Source organism: Rhizobium sp. LjRoot30, from assembly GCF_964253915.1.
GTDB lineage: Bacteria > Pseudomonadota > Alphaproteobacteria > Rhizobiales > Rhizobiaceae > Metarhizobium.
In genome coordinates this window covers 1-20056 of record NZ_CAXUSG020000028.1, presented here as the reverse complement: position 1 = coordinate 20056, position 20056 = coordinate 1, and the positions used below count along the sequence as shown (strand labels likewise).

Annotated in this window: 20 protein-coding genes; 8 read left to right on the top strand and 12 right to left on the bottom strand. The window is 59.4% G+C overall.

What is annotated here, in order from left to right:
- The first annotated feature begins 530 nt into the window (after nucleotides 1-530).
- Complete coding sequence (locus ACSQ3I_RS27295) at nucleotides 531-743, top strand: hypothetical protein (protein ID WP_436004199.1); 213 nt, start codon at nucleotides 531-533, stop codon at nucleotides 741-743.
- A gap of 256 nt (nucleotides 744-999) precedes the next feature.
- Here ACSQ3I_RS27295 and ACSQ3I_RS27290 read toward each other — a convergent pair whose 3' ends face one another.
- Nucleotides 1000-1446 (bottom strand): hypothetical protein, encoded by a 447-nt coding sequence (locus ACSQ3I_RS27290; RefSeq protein ID WP_436004197.1) that lies wholly within the window; start codon nucleotides 1444-1446, stop codon nucleotides 1000-1002.
- Between the two features lie 121 nt (nucleotides 1447-1567).
- Nucleotides 1568-1750, bottom strand: coding sequence for a hypothetical protein (locus ACSQ3I_RS27285; RefSeq protein WP_436004195.1), 183 nt, complete (start codon nucleotides 1748-1750; stop codon nucleotides 1568-1570).
- A 174-nt stretch (nucleotides 1751-1924) separates the two neighbouring features.
- Here ACSQ3I_RS27285 and ACSQ3I_RS27280 point away from each other — a divergent pair, with 174 nt between their 5' ends.
- Nucleotides 1925-2128 carry a hypothetical protein gene (locus ACSQ3I_RS27280; RefSeq protein WP_436004193.1) on the top strand — a complete coding sequence of 68 codons (204 nt, stop codon included), beginning with the start codon at nucleotides 1925-1927 and terminating at the stop codon, nucleotides 2126-2128.
- Complete coding sequence (locus ACSQ3I_RS27275; protein ID WP_436004191.1) at nucleotides 2128-2370, top strand: hypothetical protein; 243 nt, start codon at nucleotides 2128-2130, stop codon at nucleotides 2368-2370. Before ACSQ3I_RS27280 ends, ACSQ3I_RS27275 begins: the two co-directional genes overlap by 1 nt.
- A 281-nt stretch (nucleotides 2371-2651) precedes the next feature.
- Here ACSQ3I_RS27275 and ACSQ3I_RS27270 read toward each other — a convergent pair whose 3' ends face one another.
- Entirely contained in the window at nucleotides 2652-3680 is a 1029-nt protein-coding gene (locus ACSQ3I_RS27270; RefSeq protein WP_436004189.1) for a hypothetical protein, read from the bottom strand.
- A gap of 206 nt (nucleotides 3681-3886) precedes the next feature.
- Here ACSQ3I_RS27270 and ACSQ3I_RS27265 point away from each other — a divergent pair, with 206 nt between their 5' ends.
- Genes ACSQ3I_RS27265 through ACSQ3I_RS27255 form a run of 3 tightly spaced genes read left to right on the top strand, consistent with a single transcriptional unit; the run spans nucleotide 3887 to nucleotide 11481 of the window.
- Nucleotides 3887-4117: a hypothetical protein gene (locus ACSQ3I_RS27265; RefSeq protein ID WP_436004187.1), complete on the top strand. Its 231-nt coding sequence runs from the start codon at nucleotides 3887-3889 to the stop codon at nucleotides 4115-4117.
- A gap of 11 nt (nucleotides 4118-4128) precedes the next feature.
- On the top strand, nucleotides 4129-4941 hold the full coding sequence (locus tag ACSQ3I_RS27260; protein WP_436004185.1) for a hypothetical protein: 813 nt from the start codon (nucleotides 4129-4131) through the stop codon (nucleotides 4939-4941).
- Between the two features lie 12 nt (nucleotides 4942-4953).
- The gene (locus tag ACSQ3I_RS27255; protein ID WP_436004184.1) at nucleotides 4954-11481 is read left to right on the top strand and encodes an LPD38 domain-containing protein; all 6528 of its coding nucleotides are present in this window, start codon (nucleotides 4954-4956) and stop codon (nucleotides 11479-11481) included.
- A gap of 4 nt (nucleotides 11482-11485) precedes the next feature.
- Here ACSQ3I_RS27255 and ACSQ3I_RS27250 read toward each other — a convergent pair whose 3' ends face one another.
- Complete coding sequence (locus ACSQ3I_RS27250) at nucleotides 11486-11800, bottom strand: hypothetical protein (RefSeq protein WP_436004182.1); 315 nt, start codon at nucleotides 11798-11800, stop codon at nucleotides 11486-11488.
- Between the two features lie 59 nt (nucleotides 11801-11859).
- Between ACSQ3I_RS27250 and ACSQ3I_RS27245 the strand changes: the two genes are divergently transcribed.
- The gene (locus ACSQ3I_RS27245; protein ID WP_436004180.1) at nucleotides 11860-14073 is read left to right on the top strand and encodes a hypothetical protein; all 2214 of its coding nucleotides are present in this window, start codon (nucleotides 11860-11862) and stop codon (nucleotides 14071-14073) included.
- Between the two features lie 17 nt (nucleotides 14074-14090).
- Complete coding sequence (locus tag ACSQ3I_RS27240) at nucleotides 14091-14657, top strand: DNA-packaging protein (RefSeq protein WP_436004178.1); 567 nt, start codon at nucleotides 14091-14093, stop codon at nucleotides 14655-14657.
- Nucleotides 14658-14670: 13 nt separating this feature from the next.
- On the opposite strand, the gene ACSQ3I_RS27235 is transcribed toward ACSQ3I_RS27240, so the two are convergent.
- The 8 genes from ACSQ3I_RS27235 to ACSQ3I_RS27200 form a co-directional block, all read right to left on the bottom strand.
- Nucleotides 14671-15171 (bottom strand): hypothetical protein, encoded by a 501-nt coding sequence (locus ACSQ3I_RS27235; RefSeq protein WP_436004176.1) that lies wholly within the window; start codon nucleotides 15169-15171, stop codon nucleotides 14671-14673.
- Nucleotides 15168-15446 carry a hypothetical protein gene (locus ACSQ3I_RS27230; protein ID WP_436004174.1) on the bottom strand — a complete coding sequence of 93 codons (279 nt, stop codon included), beginning with the start codon at nucleotides 15444-15446 and terminating at the stop codon, nucleotides 15168-15170. The genes ACSQ3I_RS27235 and ACSQ3I_RS27230 overlap by 4 nt, the downstream gene beginning before the upstream one ends.
- Before the next feature lie 3 nt (nucleotides 15447-15449).
- The gene (locus ACSQ3I_RS27225) at nucleotides 15450-16451 is read right to left on the bottom strand and encodes a winged helix-turn-helix domain-containing protein (RefSeq protein WP_436004172.1); all 1002 of its coding nucleotides are present in this window, start codon (nucleotides 16449-16451) and stop codon (nucleotides 15450-15452) included.
- 174 nt (nucleotides 16452-16625) lie between these two features.
- A complete protein-coding gene (locus ACSQ3I_RS27220) occupies nucleotides 16626-17087 on the bottom strand; it encodes a hypothetical protein (RefSeq protein ID WP_436004170.1) in 462 nt (153 codons plus the stop codon).
- Nucleotides 17084-18577 (bottom strand): DUF3987 domain-containing protein, encoded by a 1494-nt coding sequence (locus ACSQ3I_RS27215; protein ID WP_436004168.1) that lies wholly within the window; start codon nucleotides 18575-18577, stop codon nucleotides 17084-17086. Before ACSQ3I_RS27215 ends, ACSQ3I_RS27220 begins: the two co-directional genes overlap by 4 nt.
- A complete protein-coding gene (locus ACSQ3I_RS27210; RefSeq protein ID WP_436004166.1) occupies nucleotides 18564-19445 on the bottom strand; it encodes a DUF7146 domain-containing protein in 882 nt (293 codons plus the stop codon). The genes ACSQ3I_RS27215 and ACSQ3I_RS27210 overlap by 14 nt, the downstream gene beginning before the upstream one ends.
- Entirely contained in the window at nucleotides 19442-19744 is a 303-nt protein-coding gene (locus ACSQ3I_RS27205; RefSeq protein ID WP_436004164.1) for a winged helix domain-containing protein, read from the bottom strand. The genes ACSQ3I_RS27210 and ACSQ3I_RS27205 overlap by 4 nt, the downstream gene beginning before the upstream one ends.
- A complete protein-coding gene (locus ACSQ3I_RS27200) occupies nucleotides 19734-19997 on the bottom strand; it encodes a transcriptional coactivator p15/PC4 family protein (protein ID WP_436004162.1) in 264 nt (87 codons plus the stop codon). Before ACSQ3I_RS27200 ends, ACSQ3I_RS27205 begins: the two co-directional genes overlap by 11 nt.
- Nucleotides 19998-20056: the final 59 nt, after the last annotated feature.

Below are 20056 nucleotides of genomic sequence, written 5' to 3'. Positions count from 1 at the left end.
GTCCATGACCCAATTGTTAAACGGTTTTGGAATTCTCCTAGTCGCTGCATGCTTTGCCGCGAGCCTGTATTTCTTTGTCCTGCTGGTTTGGCGCTTGTATTTTCCGCTTCCAGACAAATAACCTGCTGAATACGTCCATCGTAGGGTTTCACGGCTATGTTCAGCCGGCCTGCTGTGATGGAATTGCCCCGAGGACCTACACCTCGGCCAGTACCGCAGAGCATACGGCCATCAATCCAGTATATGCCGCGTTGACGAGACACGTATCGCTGTCTTGAACCAACTTCGATTCTGAAAGGCAAATCGCGAAACTTCGATCAGCCTGCTAGACATCAGCATCCCGTTGTCCGCCGCCGGCTTCACGGTGACTGATATCGTGGACGCGTTGTTTCAGATGAAACTCGACAAGGATATCGAGTTGATCCCTGGCGATCAACTGCGGATCAAGCATGACATCGGGTGATGCCGAGCCAAGGGTCTAGCCTTGGAAGTCGCCGTAAGACGTTCTCCATTTCTCTCAAAGGTGCTGAATGGCAAGAAAAAGCGCCACCGACTTCAATAGGCTTAAGGAGTCCTCGGTCGCACAACTTGCTCCGGTCCCCTTGCTCGGCATATTAGTGCTGAATACGGATGACGGTTTGATTGATATGGCGATCAACAAGGCGACTGCGGAGGAACTGCGCACTGCTCTAGACCGGTTTATCGCCGGCCGAGCTCAGACTGTCGGTGATGTGAAGCCGTGACCAAGATGTCCAAACCGGACAGAACTCCTCCGCCTAAAAAAAATGCGCCCGGCTTTATGCGGGCGCGAGCAGAGGATCAGACTGCCTGATTCAATCTAGATGGGGTCAACGATCCGTCAAGACCGGGTAGTCATCGGCGGTGCTTAACTGAAAGGCCGGCTTGCTCAGGCTCACGGTGGTCACCGGCACTAGAGCAGGTCGCCGAACCCAGAATGGGCATATCGGTCGGGCAAAAACGAATTGCGCGCGTTTGATCTCAAATCCTCGCAGGCGTGATATTGTCAACCCGCACAACGCCTTCGATCACACCACGCTGCAAGTCGGTGCGGCCTCTTTCAATCTCGATGACCGTATAGAGTTTTTCGTCCCGAAAGGCACTGGCGTTGACAGTGGTGACATCCTCAGCCGGCGCGGCGTCAATATCCATAAAATCGAGTTCACGGCCGGCGGCAACTATTCGAGCATCGCCCGATGTTCGCGCGGCGACGAGAAGCTCACCTGAGCCTGGGGAATTATCCCAACGAGGGTCGGTTGATGCAGCGACCGGCACCAAACGGTAGACATTCAGCGTCTCTCCGGTTTCTCCCGCCGCTGCGAGTTTCATTGAATCCTGCTGCTGCGCCTGGCTCTCAACGGAGTGTCCGAAGCGCGTACCAAGCGTTTCGCCGGAAGTGCTCCCTTCATTCGTGACACTGTTCGTCATCGCTCTCTCCCTTCGAGTTGAACTTCGTCGCAAAACGATAGGAGGGCCGGATAGTTCCGCTTGCGGAGCCAATCACCGATGCAAGATCAGCAGCCTACGAGCCTTATGCACGAATAGCAGACTAAATCTGTTTCGGCTCTGCAAGCGCCTGTTCACGCAGGGCACGGAGGCGAGCGGTCTTTTCCTCGCGAGCCTTTTTCTCGATATCTATGCTTTCCAGGGCAACTACCGTGGTAACTTCAGCGGCTTCTCTGCGACCCTCTATCGTCGTTGATACCCTTGGGCGCTTGATTGGTTCAGTCACGCGATACCTCCGTTTTAGGTATCCTGCCCCTCCAGCCCGCCATGTCATTCAACTAGTTTAATCTGCGGGAAATGGCTGCTGTTGTTCAGGGCTTGGAAGGAGGGGAGACGGTCGGCTGGAACCATAGGCCTTTATCCTTGTTGGGTGCGTATCAACCCAAGAAGGAGAAAACCGATGGGTATCAACAGCCCGAGAGACGGAGCACCCGGCACGACGGATCAGTCACCACGCTGGGAAGGTCCGCAGGAGAATGCGCCACGCGGCTACCTTCCTGCAAAAGACGATCCGGATCATGACCGCGATGCAGCAGGCGAAAATCTCAAGGATCCGCGGAAACGAAATCTTTCCGACGCCCTCAAGACAAAAGGTGACAGGTAATGGTCCCTCGCTCAGACACCGAAAACGCCAAGCAGCAAATCCACGATGATGCGGAAGGGCAGTTTGCAAAACCGCTCAAGGGCAAAACCCATGATGGCGTCGCAAGCGCCAAGCCTACGGTAATAACCGGCTCGGATGATGCCACTGTCAACAAGATACCGCCGGGCCAGAAAGGACCGGAGAAACAGTGGTCATTGAACTACGATCCGAAGGATATGAACGAAGGTCGCTATCGCGGGTAGCTGGCTATTCGGACTGCTCTATCACGTTGCCGGGCTCGTGAAGACGCAAGTTGATCACGGGCACAAGCGGCACGCCACCTATCCCTGAATGCTCCTGCCGGTCACGCAATCCCAGGTCTAGGAGCTGAGGCAGGCGGCTGATAATCGCTTTCGAAGTCGCAAACCCCAGAGCACCACGGGTCAGCTAACGCGTGGGCCAACTTGATTTCCAGACTTGATTGTTTTCAAAACGGCGCCAGTCCAATCGGACCTAACGGCCAATTGCGCCGCTGCTGAGCCGCCTATTCACCAAACACGGCCTTCAAAGCTTTGGCTCCTTCTCCAGATTTATTGATCGCCAGCACCGCCCGGCGGCCGGATTGGTAGCTCAAGGCGACATCGATCCAATCGCGGCGCTTCAAAAGATCCGAGTTAATAGCCACCGCCTCGGGGAAATCGTTCAGAGCGAACATGAAAAGCGTGGGGGTAATCGTGGCAGGAACTCCGATAAAGATATTTCCCTTATCTTGTTCATCTGCTTTCGAAGCTAGTCTGTTTACGGACAAGACCGGGCTATCGGCTGGCTTAAGAAATTCGAAGATGTGTGTCGCAGGCATAGACCGGTCAAGGTTTTTGGAAACAGTCATTTCCGCGATAATTTCCCGACCCGGGAAATTTATAGTCGCGACGGCATGAGGTGTTGCACCACCGAGTCCCTCGCGGTTTTGGACCGACCAGATGACCGTTCCCTCAATCCCGACAGGCGTTTTGCCGTCCGCATTTTCCTCGTAGAGAACCGCCCTCTGGCTTTGATGAACGCCACGCTCTATTCCGTATCTTGCTATCTCTTCAGCGGTAAAATAGTGCATCCCGCCTGGCGCGGTCCGCAGCATGATAGGGATAAGGGCCGGATCGACGCCGTAGGAATTCAGCGCCTCGATGACGTCGGAAAGCTCGGTTTGTGTCGCGCTGTCGTTGTTAAGGCCGAAAATCTGATGGACGCCAAGGGCGCCGCGGACTTCGCGGCTCTCCCCCGCCAGGAAGATGAATGCGCAAGCTGAAGCGCAGCCGCTGCCGGTCGGAACGATTGTCGACAGACGCCGCTCTTTTACCTCTTCGGCTATCAGTAAGGCGGATTGAACGACGCCGCCGGGGCTGTTGAGCGACACGTTTTCCGCCCACGGTGCATTGGTCAGGGCACGGCGAAAGGCGAGCGGCGTTCGAACGGTAATTTCGCCGACTATCTCGATCGTCTTCGTTGCTTCATCTGACTTGATATCTTCTGCCGCGAAAGCCTGAACCGCGCCGCAGACAGCCAGCAGCGACGTCAAGAATTTCCATCTCCGCATTTCTGGCCTCTCCCGAAAGCTCTAGTTCCCAGATTTGCGCAGAAAGAGAGCAATGGCAATCGGCAACATCGGGGCCAAGTACCCAGATTTCTCCCTCCGATGTGTCAAACGTTTCCACACGCTTCCAATCCCCAAGCGGTATCGATCGTGACAGACTCCGGCTCATTTGAAGCCAACGGAGTTAGACCATGAGTTCTCTAGCAGCGAAGCAATCCTTGCCGCGTGAAAGCCGCGTCGACGTGATGCTGACCGGCGGTCGGGTGATGTCGGGCTTCCGTGAACAGCTATTCGATGCCGCGAACCGAGCCGGCATGACGCCGAACGAATTCTGCCTGCAGGCCGCTGCAGAAAAGCTTGCCTCATCCGGCCGTACCTTCTCGGGCCTGTTTCATCCAGGCGACCTAGGCGCCAGCCGATAAGGAGAGCCAGGATGTTCACCACCGAGAAGACCGGCCGCTTTTCCGTCCCTCCTGCCCAGGATTTCAATCTGCCGATGACAGGGCCTGTGCCTGTAGCGCGTCCTGTCGTTCCGGATCTGACGCCCATCGCGGCCAGCGGTCAGGTGGCAAGAAATCCCCTTTCGTCTTCGGTGCAAGTGAACACCGCGCCGGCAAACACGCCTCGCGTTCCCGACTTGTTGGCGCCGACCGCCGATCAGATCGTTTCGACGGCCCGCGGGCTCTATCGAGAGCAAGGCAACCCCTTCCAGGCATTCGGGCAGGGTTTCACCAACGCCCGCGCCATTATGGACAAGGCTGCGCAGGATGAGCGACTACTGGCCCAGAAGACTGCGCTCGAAAAGGAAAAGCTGGATCGCGAGTATCGCCGGCAAGACCTTGCTGACCAGCGCGCCGCCGAAAAACACGAATGGGACCGGCGCCGGGCCGACGTTGATCTTGAACGCGACACTCTCGGGATGCGGAAGACGCAGGCAGAGATCGATAGGCTTCTCAACAAGGAGGGCGACGACCTGAAGCCGAACGAGATTGCTGCCCTGGCAAACGCTCGCGCCGATGAGATTAGGTCGATCCAAACCGAGTACGGCGACTTCCCCGACGATGCGCAGCGCGAGGAAATGGCCGGCCGTATCCGTAGCGTTAACGAGCGCTACAACAAAAAGCTTGGCTACAAGCTGCCGACGGAAAAAACAGCAACGGCTTCGTCGACTGAAAACCTCGTCACTGCCACCGGTCCGAACGGAGAGAAAGTTGTTCTCCGCAATGGCCAGTGGGAACCGATGTAAGGAGCCGGCCAGATGAACCAGGCTTATCCACTCCCGACTGGCAACATTCCTATCCCTGTGGCTCGACCGACGAGTTTTGGACGGCCTGATGCCGTTTGGCAGGCGGACAGCAAACCTTTCACCGATCGGTTGCCGCCGCTGCCGGAGGGTTTCACGCTGGATGCCGGCCCGGAGCAATCCGTTGCTATACCCGGCACGTCAGAACTTCCGCCGCTGCCGGACGGCTTCACACTCGACGTTGATCCGACAGTCAGCGCTCCAGCTATCGCCAAGAAGCAGGATGATGCGGGTGGGTTCATCGACGCCGCTGCAAATATCGGCCGCGGGGCGGGCGAGCGAGCATTCGATCTGGCAGGCGGCATGCTGCGAACGGCGGCCGTGTCTGGCGAGACGGTCGGCGACTTCGTGGCGAGAAGCGCTAAAATGGCAGAGCAGCGTCGGTTGGAACTGGGGAGGGAGTATCCTTCTTGGATGCGCAAGCCGAGCGAGACAGGTGAGAAAGTCCTCAATCGCTCAGAAGAAGACATTGCGCGTGAATCAGATTTGTTGAAGTGGGCTAATCACACCGCCACCGGCCTGGAAGCCACAGATTTCGGCTATGAACCCGGCACCACATGGGAAGACTTCAAGTCGTCGCCGCTTCGCAATTTCGTTCCGTTCGCGGTCGAGCAAGGACTAGTCTCTGCGCCGGACATGGCGGCGGCGCTGGCAAACCTTCCCGGTTATGTCGCCGCCCGCACGGGCGAACTCGGTCAGCAGCGGGCGCAGAACAACGGCACCGACAACGCGACTGTGGACGACTTGCTCAAGGCCCTGCCGGCGGCGACGGTTTCGGCGATGCTGGAGCGCTTCGGCGCTCGCGGGATGTTCGGTCTCAACGAAGTTGCCGTTCAATCTCTCAAGCAAGTTCCGAAGGAAGCTCTCAAAGCCGGCGTCAAGGAGGGCGCAACAGAGGCTGGACAAGAGGGCGTCGAGTACCTCGGCAGCAATCTGGGGACCAACAAGGGCGCCGACCTCGGCGAAATGGGCGAGCAAATGGCCGCTGGTGCTGTTGCTGGTACCGGGTTCGGCGCGGGTGTCCGCACAGCCACCGCCGGCACTGAAAGTGTGCTGGGCAAAGTTGTGCAGGAGGAGAGCGCCAAAGCCGCAACAGAGGTTTCGCCACAAACCGCAGTTGCCGAGCTGCCCGCCTTGCCGGAGGGTTATACCCTCGACGCAGAACCGGCACCCGTCGAGCAGGTTCGGGCTATCCCGTCAGTCGAGGATTCCGGCGACAGCGCCGTTTCGACGCCGACGGGGGAAGTCGCCGACAACCCCACTACGATGGAGCGCCCCGCCCCGGTTTCCATCATCACGCCAGAGCAGCGGGCCATCCTGCGAGCCAGCGCAATCCCGGACGACGACATTGACTTGATGTCGCAAGAGGAGCTTGCGGCCAAGGCGGATGAAGCGAAGGCGGCCGGTCTGTCCGTTTCCAAGCAGGAGATTGACGCAGCAGCAAGCTACAGCGCGCCAACCATAGATGCGGCCTCCGATGGCCAAAAACTCATTCAAGCCTCTCCTGCGCCAACGTCGAGCGAAAGCGGGAACGTCGAGACGCAGGCCGTCATGCCGAGCGAGCGGGTTGCAGAGCCGCGTATCGATATTGCCGCGCTAGAGCAAGAACTTGCTAAGGTAGAGGGTTCTCGTGGACGTCCGGTCGCTGTAGCCTCCTCGGAGGATATCGTGCCTGCTGTTGAGCGGGTGAACCTGCAGCCTACCGGGGCTCAGGCGAAAGCGAGCAATTATCGCAAGGGGCATGCCAAGATTTCGGGGCTTGATGTCACGATCGAAACCCCGAAAGGCGCAATCCGCTCCGGAGTTGATGGCAAGGGCCGAGCGTGGAGCAACCAGATGCCGGCCCACTACGGCTACATCAAGCGCACCACCGGAGCCGACGGCGATCAAGTGGACGTCTATGTCGGCGACAATCCCACATCCCGACGCGTCTATGTCGTCGATCAGAAAGACCCGGTCACCGGCCGTTTCGATGAGCATAAGGCCGTGCTCGGCGTGAACTCGATGCAGGAAGCCAGGGCGCTTTACGGCTCATCCTTCTCCGACGGCCGTGGAGCCGCCCGACTTGGCGCCATCGCGCCTATGACTGTCACCGAATTTCGGAACTGGATCAAAGAAGGCGACACGCGCCGTCCTGTCCGCATGGGCCGCCTTGGGATTCGCACGAACGATCAGGGCTACCCGATCAATCCCAAAGGCGAGATCAAGAAGCCGGAGAGCATTACGGAGTTCATCGCCCGCAAAGGGGGGATGAAGGAACAGACCGGTGAGCTTGCTACCATCGGATTGCGTGAGCGTTCGGGGGGATTTGTCCCCGGCGCCGGCAACGTGGTTCGGCCGAACGGTATGAACCCAGACGCGGCAAGGGAAGCGGCTACCGAGGCCGGCTATCTCCGTGAAGGCTCTACCATTGCCGAACTCTACGATGCGCTGGACATGGACTCTCGCAACAGCAGGACCACCTTCTCGCGCTACGATGACGATTGGTCGATGCGGTGGCGGGAACAAGAAGGCCTTGCCCGCGATACCGATCGATATGGTTCGGAAGAGCCCGAACCCGATAACACCGAAAACAACCCAGACGACGAACTCGTAGCGCGCGACAACGTGTATCATCGGCTCAAGGATGACAGCTACCAGGGCGAATTCGGCGACGAATTCTCTCAGCGCGTTGCCGATCACATGCTCTCTGGCGTGCCCTACGATGTCGCGATAGAGTTGGCTGATGCTGAGACGCTGCAGGCCGAAGGTTTGGCCGAGCTAGTCGAAGCGGACATTCCTTTCTTCGGAGATGAAACCAATGAAGCATTCGCCGGAACAGCACCTGAAAGCATCAAAAACCTTGATGCGAGCAGCGGCGAACGAAACCGACCCGGATCGCAAGAAGAAGCTGGTGAACGCGTCGAAGCGCAGCCAGTTCGTAGCGCGGATCGGGAAGAAGGTGAGGGAGCAGGAAGCGGCCGCAACAACGCAGGAAGCAATAGCGAAAGCGCAGAAGTCGGCAGCCAGCCGGTAGACCGCACGAAACCACGAGAATTTTCGCGCGCCTCCACGGAGAAAACCCGTCTCACCGTTGCCGAGCGTGAGGAAATCCGCGGCATCATAGAACGTGTCGCCGGTCTTTCCGATGTGCAGTGGCAAGAGCGCATCACGATCCCCGCCAACACTTCGGGCTGGGGTGCCACGGCAGACACAGACGCCGAAGGCTATTACGACCCGACCAGCGATGTAGTTGCCATTGCCCTCAGTGATGGCTCAAGGAAAGCGGGTTATCACGAGGCGTTCCACCGTCTGCAGCATCTGTTCCTGACCGATCAGGAGCGACGGCTTCTTGCATCGCAGGCGCGTCAGCTCCGCGATATCGTAGAAGGCAGTCCCGGCCGCGCCGACCAGGCCACAAGCATGAGCCCTCGCGAAATCGAGGCCGAAGCTTTTGCCATCTGGGCAGAGCGTATGCCAATCGACAACGCAGCCAGCCTGCGCATTCGAGCCCCTATACGTCAGGCCTGGGAGAACATCCTTCGCGTCATGAATCGGGTAAAGAACTATCTCGGCGGCAAAGGCTACCAGACGTTCGAAGATGTGTTTGCAGCCGCCAAGGAAGGCAATATCCAGCGCCGCGGCAAGACGCCCAATTTGGACAGCGGGCGGGATTACTCTCTTGTCGAGCGGGCGCCGGCCGACGAGGCGCGCTCTTACCCTGAGGCCGCACTTGGCCGCCGATTGGCACAGACCTTGAATGTGCTTGGCAAAAAGGGTGTCCAGCGAATCAAGCGGAAGAGTGGCAGGGACCGCGCCACCAAGGACGATGGCGAAGGCGTGTCGGACTATTTCCACCGGAAGCTGGTGGATTATCTGCACCCGCTCCGAATGATGCAGGAGTCCGTCGGCGCCAAACTCAACGACCTCAACGATGCCTATCAGACAGCTCGTCTTGCGGAAGGAACGATCAGGCATGAGATCCAGCAGATTGACGCGAAGTATACGGTGCCCATGGTGGAAGCGCTCGTTGAGGGCGGCGTCACGCTGGAAGAGCTGCATCGCTACCTCTACGCGCTCCACGCTGAAGAACGGAACCGGGTTGTCGGCCTCCGTCACCCTAAGGGTAGCCAGCTTTACCGTGCGGCATATGACCCCGATGTAGAAGGCGCGTCCGGCTGGTCGACAAACAAGGCCCGCGAGACGCTAAGGGAGATTGCTAAGGATCGGCCCAAGCTCAAGTCGTTACAGGAAGCTGCCGGCCATGTTCGCGCGATGCTCGATCAGAGCTTGAAGGACCAGAAGGCCGCCGGTCTTCTCAGCGCCGACACTTACGACATGCTGACCTCTCAATGGAAGCACTACGTTCCGCTGAAAAGTCAGGACGGCATGGACGAGGATGGCAATTACCTGCCGCCGGCAAGCTCCGGCTTCGATGTTCGTGGCGACGAATTCAAATCCGCCCTTGGCCTGTTCTCCGACGCGGAGAACGTCATCGTGCACGCCATCAGCCAGGCGGAACGATCCGTCATGAGGCAGGAGAAAAACAAGGTCGGCACCGCCATCTTGCGGTTCGTCAACCAGTTCGATCCGGCCGGCGAGAACATTGCCCAGGTCTATTGGACGCAAGAGCCGAAAGACTCTGACGTCATGCCCGACATCACCAAGATGCCGGACGTCTACAAGCGCGCACTCGATGCGGACGGCAAGGTGACGAACAGAAAGGTTCCGAACCCTTTGCGCATGCGCGACGATGCGGTGGCGGTGAAGGTCGGCGGGAAGACTTATTTCGTTCGCTTCAGAGACCCGAAAGTCGGCTTGGCTCTGCGCAAGCTTTCGCTTCAAGAGATAACCGATCTTGGCAAGATTGCCCGGAAGTTCAGCAACATCCAGTCGCTGATCAATACCCGGATGAATCCCGCCTTTGTGCCGGTCAACCTCATCCGTGACGTCCAGACAGGCTCTGCCTTCCTTCTCGATGAAGGCTTCACCGTCAAGGACGTTGCCAAGGTGTCGGCAAGTATCCCGAACGCCTGGGGCGCTCTCTGGCGGCAGGCTCGCGGCCGGCCCGGGAGCGGCAAATGGGACGAGCTGTTGAAGGATTTCATCTCCGCGGGAGGCAAAATTTCCTTCGATCAGTTCAACACCGTTGAAGAGACGCTGGAGAAGATCAAGCGCGACATGCTCGATCGATCCGGCGGGCGGAGCGCTCATGTCCGAGTGTGGAAGTCCTTCGTCCAGTTTATCGAGGATCTGAACGACACGGCTGAAAATGGGCTTCGGCTGGCGGCATTTGCTGCTGCCCGGGACAAGGGCCGGACGCTCAAGAACGCTGCATTCATGGCCCGCGACTTGACGGTCGATTTCCAGAAGAAAGGTGAATTCGGCAGCGAACTATCATCGTGGTACGTCTTCGCCAATGCCTCCATACAGGGCAACTACAATCTTGCGAAGCGGCTCGCCCGCAGTCGGGCGGTGAAGGCGACCGCGGCGAGCATGATACTGGGCGGCTTCATGCAGCATGTTTGGAACAGCATGATGGCCGGCGATGACGACGACGGCGATAGCGTCTATGCCAAGATGCTACGAAACGAGCCCTACAAGCTGGAACGGCAACTGGTGTTTTTCCTGCCAGGCTCCAAGGAATATGTTTCGTTCCCTTTGGCCTATGGCCTCAACGTCTTCTGGCACCTCGGGGTGCAGGGCGGGGCCGTATCGAGCGGCGACGTCGATGCGCTGCCCGCGGTGATCAACAGCTCACGTGTTGCGTTCGATGCCTTCAATCCAATAGGCTCGGGCTCGTTGTGGTCGATGATGTCGCCAACCATTACCGATCCGATGGTGGACATTGCCTTGAACGAAAACTTCTTCGGCGCGCCGATCTATCCGCAGGAGAACCCTTTCGATCCAGCGCCGCCGCCGAACAGCCATCAGGCGTTCAAGAGCACGCATCCGTTCTTCACATGGACGGCCGAACGCCTGAATGCTCTTACCGGCGGCGACGATATCCAACCCGGCGTCATTGATGTGCACCCTGATTCGATGGAACACCTGTGGGGCTTCTTCACGGGCGGCATAGGGCGCTTCCTGTCCCAGACCGCAGAAACCGGCCAGCGCGCCTTGCAGGGCGAATTCGAGCCGCAGAAAACGCCGTGGGTCCGATCCTTCTATGGCGCCATTGGCGAGGATAGCCAGCGTGCTGAGTTCTACGACCAGCGGGAGCGCGTACAGGCCGCGAAGAGCCGCCTGAAAGAATACCAAGAGAAAGGCGACAAGACCGCCCTCGATGAATACCGGCAGGAGAACGCCCAGGAAATCCGCGCCATCGGAGCGTTCGACGCGATCGAGAAGCAGCGACGCAAGCTCAACAAGCAGCGGCGCGAACTTGAAAAGCGCGACGACAGCGAGCGCGTCCAGGCGGAGTTGAAGCGTCTAGACGAACTCGACCTTCAATTGATGAACCGGGCGCGGAAAGCCTTCTTCGAAGTGGAGGAAGCGAAATGATGGCCTACGGGGCTGCAATTGTTGTCAGGAACCACACCGCTAGGGCCGACAGGCCAGAGGTGAATAGGACCAATCTAGCGGTTCCTCCGTTCGGCAAACCGTTTTCGTTCCACTCTGAAAATATCCAGAAAAAGAAAAGAATGGCGCTCAATGCGAACAGCGCTTTCGCGAACCACTCGCCAGGCAATAGGCTTCCAAACAGCGGGACCAAAGAGTGCTTGAGGCCAAGCGCCCAATACCCTGGCGCCCACGCGACGACGATAAGGGCGACTTTTGCGGCCAATGCCAGTTTGTCCGGGCGTTCTTTCGCAGATCTCATTGACATCACTTCCTCTGAAAGGAGTTCCTATGCCCAGGGCTAGATCCGTTGTTGACACGATGCTTGGCGAAGCCGGCGGCCGGAATGCGCGGCAACGATATCATGACCTTCTTGGTGTCGCGAGTGCGATTTCGAACCGTGCCCGGGTGATGGGAATTACCCCGGAACAGGTCGTTGCCAACACCAAGGAGTTTTCGGCCTATGGCAAGGAACTGCCTCCGGGCGTTGAGGCCTATCGCGGCCTTGCAGAAGCGGCGCTGAACGAAGTCAACGTGCTTGGCCCGACGCACACCGGGACGTTTTACGCGACGCCGGCCAGGACGAAGAACTTGCCACGAGGACTCACGAAAGTTGCGCAGACCGACGCGCATGTCTATTTCGACGATCCGCGGGACCAGCCGATCAACTCGGCCATTGGCACGCACAAAGTATCTCGGGACGTGAAGGCGCAAATCGCCGATCAGGTGGCCGCACGCGGCTTGGTGAACGCATCAACCATCGACGACGCATCATCTCGGCTGGCTGCGCAGGATCGGGCGGCAGAGATTGCCGCAAGGGATATTACCTCCCGAATGGCGCCGAACATCGATGCCGTTACCGCGGCTAGCTCGACACCGGTAGCAATGTCTCGATCTGTGCCGGCCGCGAGCGAAGTTGGGCGGATCGGCCAGGTGGGCACCGGGTTGGCTATGAAAGCTGCCATGGCCTCGCCGATGCAAAATGTCTCCCTTAGCAAAACGTCGCGCTCTGTGCCATCTCTTTCGGACTTCGACAACCGGTTCTCGGCCGGCTTCACGAATGATATTTCGTCGCCGTTGAACAGGACGGCATCGACGCAAAGCGATCTGACTGGAACGCAAAATGCTCGCCTTTCCAACGCATTGAGGACGGGGCAAATCCAGTCGCAGTTGTCGCAGACGCGCAGCGTCCCCTCGTTGACCGATTTCGACACGACGGCTTCCACCACTCGCTCGGTACCGTCGTTCGCGGACAAAAAGGCGCAGGCTTATGCGGGGGCTGCAACGGCCCTCAATGCGCAGCGTGAAGGCTATACCACGGCAGGGTCGCCGACGGGCGCGGCTTTGAGCGCGGCAACCGCAGTGGGCGATGACGGGACGCCCGGCCGCACAACGAGCGTGTCGAAATCGGCGCCGGCAAACTCCGGCTTCGGCACTGCCGGCGCATCTGGCTTTGGCGTCGGTGGCTCGACGGAGGCCGGCGGCTGGGGCGATACGGCTCGCGGCATGTTCGGCTCGATCTCGGACGCGGTCGGCAATGCTCTCGGCGGCCTGAACGCTGTGGGCACAGGGGCGAACCTGTCGAGCCCGGTATCATCGATCGGTCAAACAGGTCAGTTCGGGACTGGACTGGCCAGCAAGGCGGCGGCGCAAGCCACAGCAGATGCGGCGACACGAACTGCCACCAGATCGGTTCCAACCAACTCTATGCAGTTGAACGATATCAGCCGAATGAGCCCGCAGGACACGATTGCCGCGGCTCGAACAACGCCATCCCTCGACGACACCAAGCGGAAGAGCGAGGATTTGTCTGCGAACCAAAAGTCTCAATACGCGAGCGCGTTGAACGCGACGACAGGCGCCCTCACTGGCACTGTTGGCACGATCGACAACACGACCGCATCGATTTCGGACCAGCCGCTCAACAACGCCACACGAGATTTCCAGCGGAAGCAGAATGTCGTCACGCCGACGGTCAGCGTGGCTGACGATATCACCCCATCCTACGAGGCGCCTACAATCGCCACGGCCTATGCCGACGATGTGACACCGACGGTGCCATCCGCAGATGTCACGCCAACGTCGTCGCGGACGACGCGAACGAGAACGGCCGTCTCCGTCCCTGATCAACGTGACACGCTTTCCGATGTCAACGCAGGCGGCGCCACCGGACTGTCCGCGGTCGATCGAAACGCTCCTGACGGATTGACGGCGCGCTCCAATCTCGGACCGCGGGCTGCCACCATGGCAGGGAGCATGATCGGCTCAATGATTGGCGGCCCATGGGGTGCGTTGGCCGGCGCGCTTGCTGGAAATGCCATTGGCCGGTCGAGCGGCCCTGCTGGCGGAACCGGTGGCTTCTTCGGTGGCCTTTTCGGAGGCACCCGCTCTGCCGACGGCTTGAGCGGTTCCGGCCCTGGCGGAAAGGGACCGGGCGGCACTGGTGGCGGCTCTAAGGGCAGTCGCGGCCCGGGGGCAAGTTCTTCAGGCTCACGCGGTGGTTCGAACAAAGGCGAACAGGGAAGCCGTCGATAATGCGAAAGGATCGAAAAATGGCCGAAGCTACAAACGTCGAGGGTCAAAACGTCAACAGCGAAATCGCCAAGGATGCCAACGGCCGCTTTCTGCCGGGGAACCGCTTCTGGGAAGTCCGCTCCTCTCATGGGGCAAAGCCCAAATTCAAGAAGCCGGACATCCTTTGGGATGCATGCTGTGAGTATTTCCAGTGGGTGGAAGACAATCCGCTCTACGAGGACAAGGCTTTCGCTTACCAGGGCGCCGTCACTCACGAGCCGGTCGCCAAGATGCGAGCGATGACGTTGGCGGGGCTGTGCTCCTTCCTCGACATCTCGACTGAAACGTGGGGCCAGTGGCGGAAGTCACGCCCTGATCTCTCCGAGGTGATTTCGAAGGTCGAGAACATCATCTATCAGCAGAAGTTCGCTGGTGCCGCTGCAGACTTGTTGAACGCCAACATCATTGCTCGCGACCTGGGCTTGGCGGACAAGCAGGAGCACACCGGAAAAGACGGGGCACCTATTGCGCAGGCCGTGAGTTACAAGATTGATGAAGCGGTCATCGCATCAGCGCTGGAAAAGCTGCGGGCGCTTACAGGGTGATGGATTGCCCCATCTAATTGGGGCGTGACGTCACCCATATCTCAGCGGATCGGTGAAGGAGGGGCAGCAGCCTTTTCCGTTCCGCTCTCATCTCTGCGTCCAAAATTGACAGCAGAGTTTCGACCTCATCGAAATCCAAGTCAGCGGCAATTAGCGCAGTCCAGAAAACACTCACGATGTTGGCGGCGTGCTCCTCGAATTCGGTGGCTGTCATCTCTCGATAAATCGGGCCGGCGATGATGAACTTTGCCCATGAGCGGCCAACTTGCATCATCGAGAGAATGCGCTCTTTGCGGCCGTCGTCAAGCCTCGGCGCGACTTCGAAACCCTTGATAGTCTCCGTCGGTTTCAAAGCAAGCTGTACACAGGCATAGGCAAAGAACGTGTTGGCCGCAGTCAGTGAGGACGCCTCGGTCTGAGGAATTTCGCGGGCCTTATCGGCAATGTAGCGGCTGACAAACGGCAAAAATGGTGCCGATATATCTGGCGTCTTTACGCGTGAAGCGGTTTTCATTCTGCTATCCCCAGGTGATCAAAGTAGTGGCGAACGCGGAGATGGTCTCGGTTTCCGCCTCGCAGCAGTTCCAACGCCTCCATGTCGCCATGTAGAACCATCTCCAGCGCGGGAGCGGAGACTTCGAGCGGAGCACCTGGCGAGCTTTGACGGCCGATGCCGTGGAGCCTGCACCAGTTCCGGATTGTGCGGCCGGACTTGCCTGATCGATGGATCGCGAGTTTCAAGCCGATGACATCGCATTTGCGCATGAGGATAGGGAGATTGCTGTCCATGGGTTACCTCATGCGAGCGCGCCAGTTGGAAACAGTCTGAGGGCTGACGCCGGCCCGACGGGAAATCTCGCGATCAGACAGGTTCGGCTCTGCGGTGAGGATTTCGCGGACCATGGCGGCCTTGTCGGCGTTGGTGCGGCGGTGAGCATGGCTCAAATCTGAGCCATGGCTGCGGTCTGTTAGATTTTCCGATACTGCGCGCAAGATTTCGATATCGGCCGCAATTCGCTCTTTCCGCTTGCGTTGGTCTTCCGGCGATGCCCGGATATCCCAGGAAAGGCATTCATCCCACCAGCCCATGCGGGCGCGCATGTCGTCCCAGGAAGAGGCGGGGCGGCTATCGAGTACGTCCATGATAACGGCGAGGCGCGCATCGACGTAAAGGTGATGGTTCCACTCGCCATCGCAAAAGACTTGGCGATCGGACCTCAGATGCTCCCAATCATGATATTCCGACAAAACGCCGGCAAGTGTTGCCGGTACCGGATAGGCGGAAACGACCGCAGCCATGATTTTGTCAGTCACATCGCTGATGCGCCAGAAGTCCCTCTTGCCGTCGATTTCATCGGCGTAAGTGTAGGTGGTGCCGTCATCGTCGGTCCAGTCCCGCCACTTCGCGATGTCCTTCATCGCGGCGGCAAGAAGGCATTCGCGTTCGGTGCGGGCGAACAGGGCCTGTTCCGATCCGAACCGGGCGAGGACTTCCTTGCGGCGGGCAGCATCCTTGACGGCCTTCTCCGCCTTCTCTGCCGCCATCTTGGCCTTATAGCCTGGCTCCCGTTCTTCCATCCAGTCATCGAAGCCGTCGAAGAAGCTGGCGGGCTTGGCGGGCTGCGGCGTGCTCAATTTGGACAAAGCGGCCTTGAGGGTCATACCAGCCTTCGCCGCCATGCTCTCAGCCCTGGCCTTTGCTGCCGCGCGCTCTCCGTCGGTGGCGCCGGCTGTCATCAGCGCCGCGACCTTACGGAATTTCTCGATGTCCAAATTAGGCGCGTGGACGTTCATTCGGCATTCCTCGCTTGTTGCCGGATCTGTTGTGCGGCGGCGATGGCTTCGCATGCCTGCTTTGCCGAAAGCCCGAACCGTTCTTTGAGGGCCGGGACGGGTGAGCGCGGGGGTTCCGTCTGCGCCGCCAGCCATTCGGCAGCGCCCAAAACATCGTCGTTGTTTGATTTAAAATCAGGCATCGGCTTTGCCCTCATCGACCAGAACGGCACGCCCAGCACCGTTGAAACGGATACGACCGGCCTGGCGCAAAGCCTGTTCAGCTTTTCCGGCGCGGGTGGCGCCCCAACCGAGTGCGTCCATTGCCATGCCGTAACTCATCGGGCCATAGCTCCGCAGAGCGTCGGCATACCGTTCGATATCACCTTCCAGCAGGTCCATGAGGTGCCGAACGGGGTTCGGATGGCGGCCCGGCGACGTAGTTCGAACAGCGTGGTCGTCAGGGAATTCGTGGATTTTTCCCTGTTTCGCGGGGGGTTCGTCAGGTTCTGTCGGGTTTTGTCCGGTTTCGGGAAACAAAACCTCTTCCGATTTTCCCTTTAATTTCATTTGGTTATCGGATTTTTGGGGTTTCGTAGGTTTTGTTAGGGCATTTAGGGGGTCTTCTCCCTGAAGTACCTTTCTCCACATGCTCATGACTTTGCTCCCAGGACCTGAGGATTGACCGCGTACATCCGCTTGGGGCGTCCGCCACGAGGGCCGGCAGGAAGGGTCACAAGGCGCACCACATCGGCGTCCTCCAATTCCTTGAGGGCGGGGTCGATCTGCTCGGAGGTAGCCAGGCCGATGCGAGCGGCGCGCATCACGTCGCGGGCTGTGAACTGCTTCCACTTCTTGTCGGTGATTAGAGAGACAATCTTCCTGGCGGCGTTGACCTTCTCGGACTTGTCGACGCTGGCGTAAGTGCGGAGCGCCATCGGGAAAAGATACTCATCGATCAACAGGGCCGCGCGGGCGAAATGCTCGGGCGTGATTTCCTTCGGCTCATCCGCTTCACCGGACGCATAGTCGAGAAGTGCGAGCACCAGAGAGAGGCGAACCGAGATGCCCGGCAGCTTGCCCAGGAAGGAGACGGCCTTGCCCTCAAGACCGGCTTCGCGTTCCCGTTGCTGCTCACGAAAGGCCTGCAAGTAGTCTTGGGTCTTCGAAGAAAACGGGATAAACCGCGGGGCAGGATTGCCATTGCCGTCAATGACCATGTCGAGCTTCAAAAGACGCTCGCAGGCATTCTCCATGAAGATTTCATCCCAGAAGGCCGAAGGCTTTTTCAGCGGCACCGGGCGCGGCCAGAACGGCAGAAACCGAGCGAGGAAGCCATCATCGACAGAAGATTTCAGAATATCCTCGTAGAGCACGTCTGGCTGGATGCCGCCCACGACGCCTACCGAGAGCCGGCTGATATACAGCGGGTCACGGCCCATGCGCTCTACGGTGTAGTGCCGGCCGCCGTAGGTCTCTAGCCAGAAGGGCTTATCGGGTCCGTTTGAATAGCGCGTCATGTTGCCGAGCCAGCCGGAGAGTTCGTCGCGATAAACGAGAAGGCCGCGGGGTTGCTTCGAAATGATATCGGCGATCTTTTCGATGGTGGCGTCTACGACTGCGAGACGGGCGACAACGGGCGCGGCGCCGGGGTCGGCTTCGGTCGGCCGCTTCGGCTCGTCTTCGCCAACCTTGATTGCTGCCTTCGCTGCCTCCTTCCACGCGCTATCATGGATCTTGGCGAGGTCGGCCTTTTCCTGCCACGCTGCAATCTCGGTCAACGACGATTTGCGAAGGCGCGCCTCAAGGCTTTTCAGCGGTGTCATGACAGATTCAAGGCCGGGGCTTTTATTCGCAGAAGGCGAGCCGATAACGATAGCCCACAGGATCGGCGGCTCCGCCCATCCGTTCCAAGGGAAAGACCAACGGGCATTTCCAGAAAGGGCGCCGCAAGCAGCGAGTACACCAGCCACGACATAATCGATCGGTGCAGACTTCGCTTCGGCAGCGCTCTCGATCCAGCTGGCCCACTTCGGCGAGAACACATCGCGCAAGGGCAATGCCGGCGGCTGCGGTAATGCGTCGGCCATGTAACGAGGATCAGCTTCCGGCCATTCGGCTTTGAAAGGAATTTCAACCACGGTCATTTGCGCTGCCTTTCAAAACGTCATTCCAGTCCTGCCCATCGGGCGCCGGAAGAAGGTTGACCTGCCAGCCGAGTGCGACGGCGCGTTCGGCAAGGACATTGCCGGCGGCGCGGCCGGCGTCGTCGCCATCGGTGGCAACAAGGAGGGAGCCGGGCTGTCCCGGCAGGGCGAGGCGCTTCATGCCGCTGGTGGACAAGGCCGCCCAGATCGTCGGCGAGCCGTGAACAAGGCCAGATGCGAGGCTGAGCCCCGTTTCGATGCCCTCGCAAACGACGATCCGAAAGCCGCTGGCGGTGAGCCGGACGGCGCCACCGGCAACAGCGCCGAGCATCGCCTTCGCGGGTTCGATATCGGCCTTGCCGGTGCCGTCCGGGTGCAGATAGGTCCGGTGGACCGCGAAGCGTTCGGCACCTTCCACCGCGGCCACCATAGCCGGCAGGCGGCTGGTGCCAGGATGGCGGCAATCAGGATGGAAGCGCAGGCTTTCCGGCAGGCTGCAGGAGATGCCGCGACGGCGGAGGTACGATTCAGCGATTGTGCCACCGATCGGTTTCGACGCCTTCCAGCAATCAATGGCCCTCTGCTCCTGCTGGATGGCCAGCCGCTCCTCGTCCTGTCGGATTTTCTCCAGATCCTCGGCGGAAGGTCGGGCGAAATGTGCTTCACCACCAAGGCCGAGCGCTGCGCGGACGTGGTCCCGGCAGGTCTTCCAATCGTCATTGGAGAAGCTGTGAACGAGGAAGCCGGCGCTGGTGAAGGTCACCGACAAGGAGCGGTCATTCGGGCTGTGGTAGGGTCCGGGGCACATGATGCGCCCCTTTCCCACCACATCGCCGCCCAAGGCTTTTGCGTAGTCGGCGAGGCTCATATGCGGTTCTCCGACTCCCGAAGAACCTTGATCTTGGACCGCAGGTGGTACCGGGAATGCTTTCCGGCATAGGGGCCGCCGTGCTTCTCTTCCACGCTCTCGATGGCAAGGCCGTAGATCTTCTTGAGTTTGAAAACGTAGGCGGCAATCCGGGGCGCGGGGTTGTCGACGGATGTCACGCCGTTGTCGCCGGACTTGAGAAGTTCATTCAACATCCAGGCGCAGCGGCCCTTTGCAGTGTAAATGCCTCCATCCGGCTCGACGGCGAAGACGATGGATTGAATTGCGTTACGCGGCATGGTCGTTCTCCTTTCGGATCAGCCCACGGCGGCGTGCTTCGGCTTCGGCCTGCTGCAAGGCTGCGATCAATTCGGGGATAAGGGTGATGCGGAGGGAAAAGCCCGACTTGCTCGGGCGCTCCATGCCGTCGACGTCGGCCGTGAACCAAAGGCGAAGGTTCAGAAGATTGTGGCCTACAAACTTGCCGAGAGAGACGCGAAGGTTCTCCCGGCTGTTCTTCTTGACGGTGGCGATGATGGTGTCTTCCGTCATGCCGCCCTCCCGATACCAGCAAGCTCGCAGACGACGCGAGCGTGGTGGAAGCCGATGCT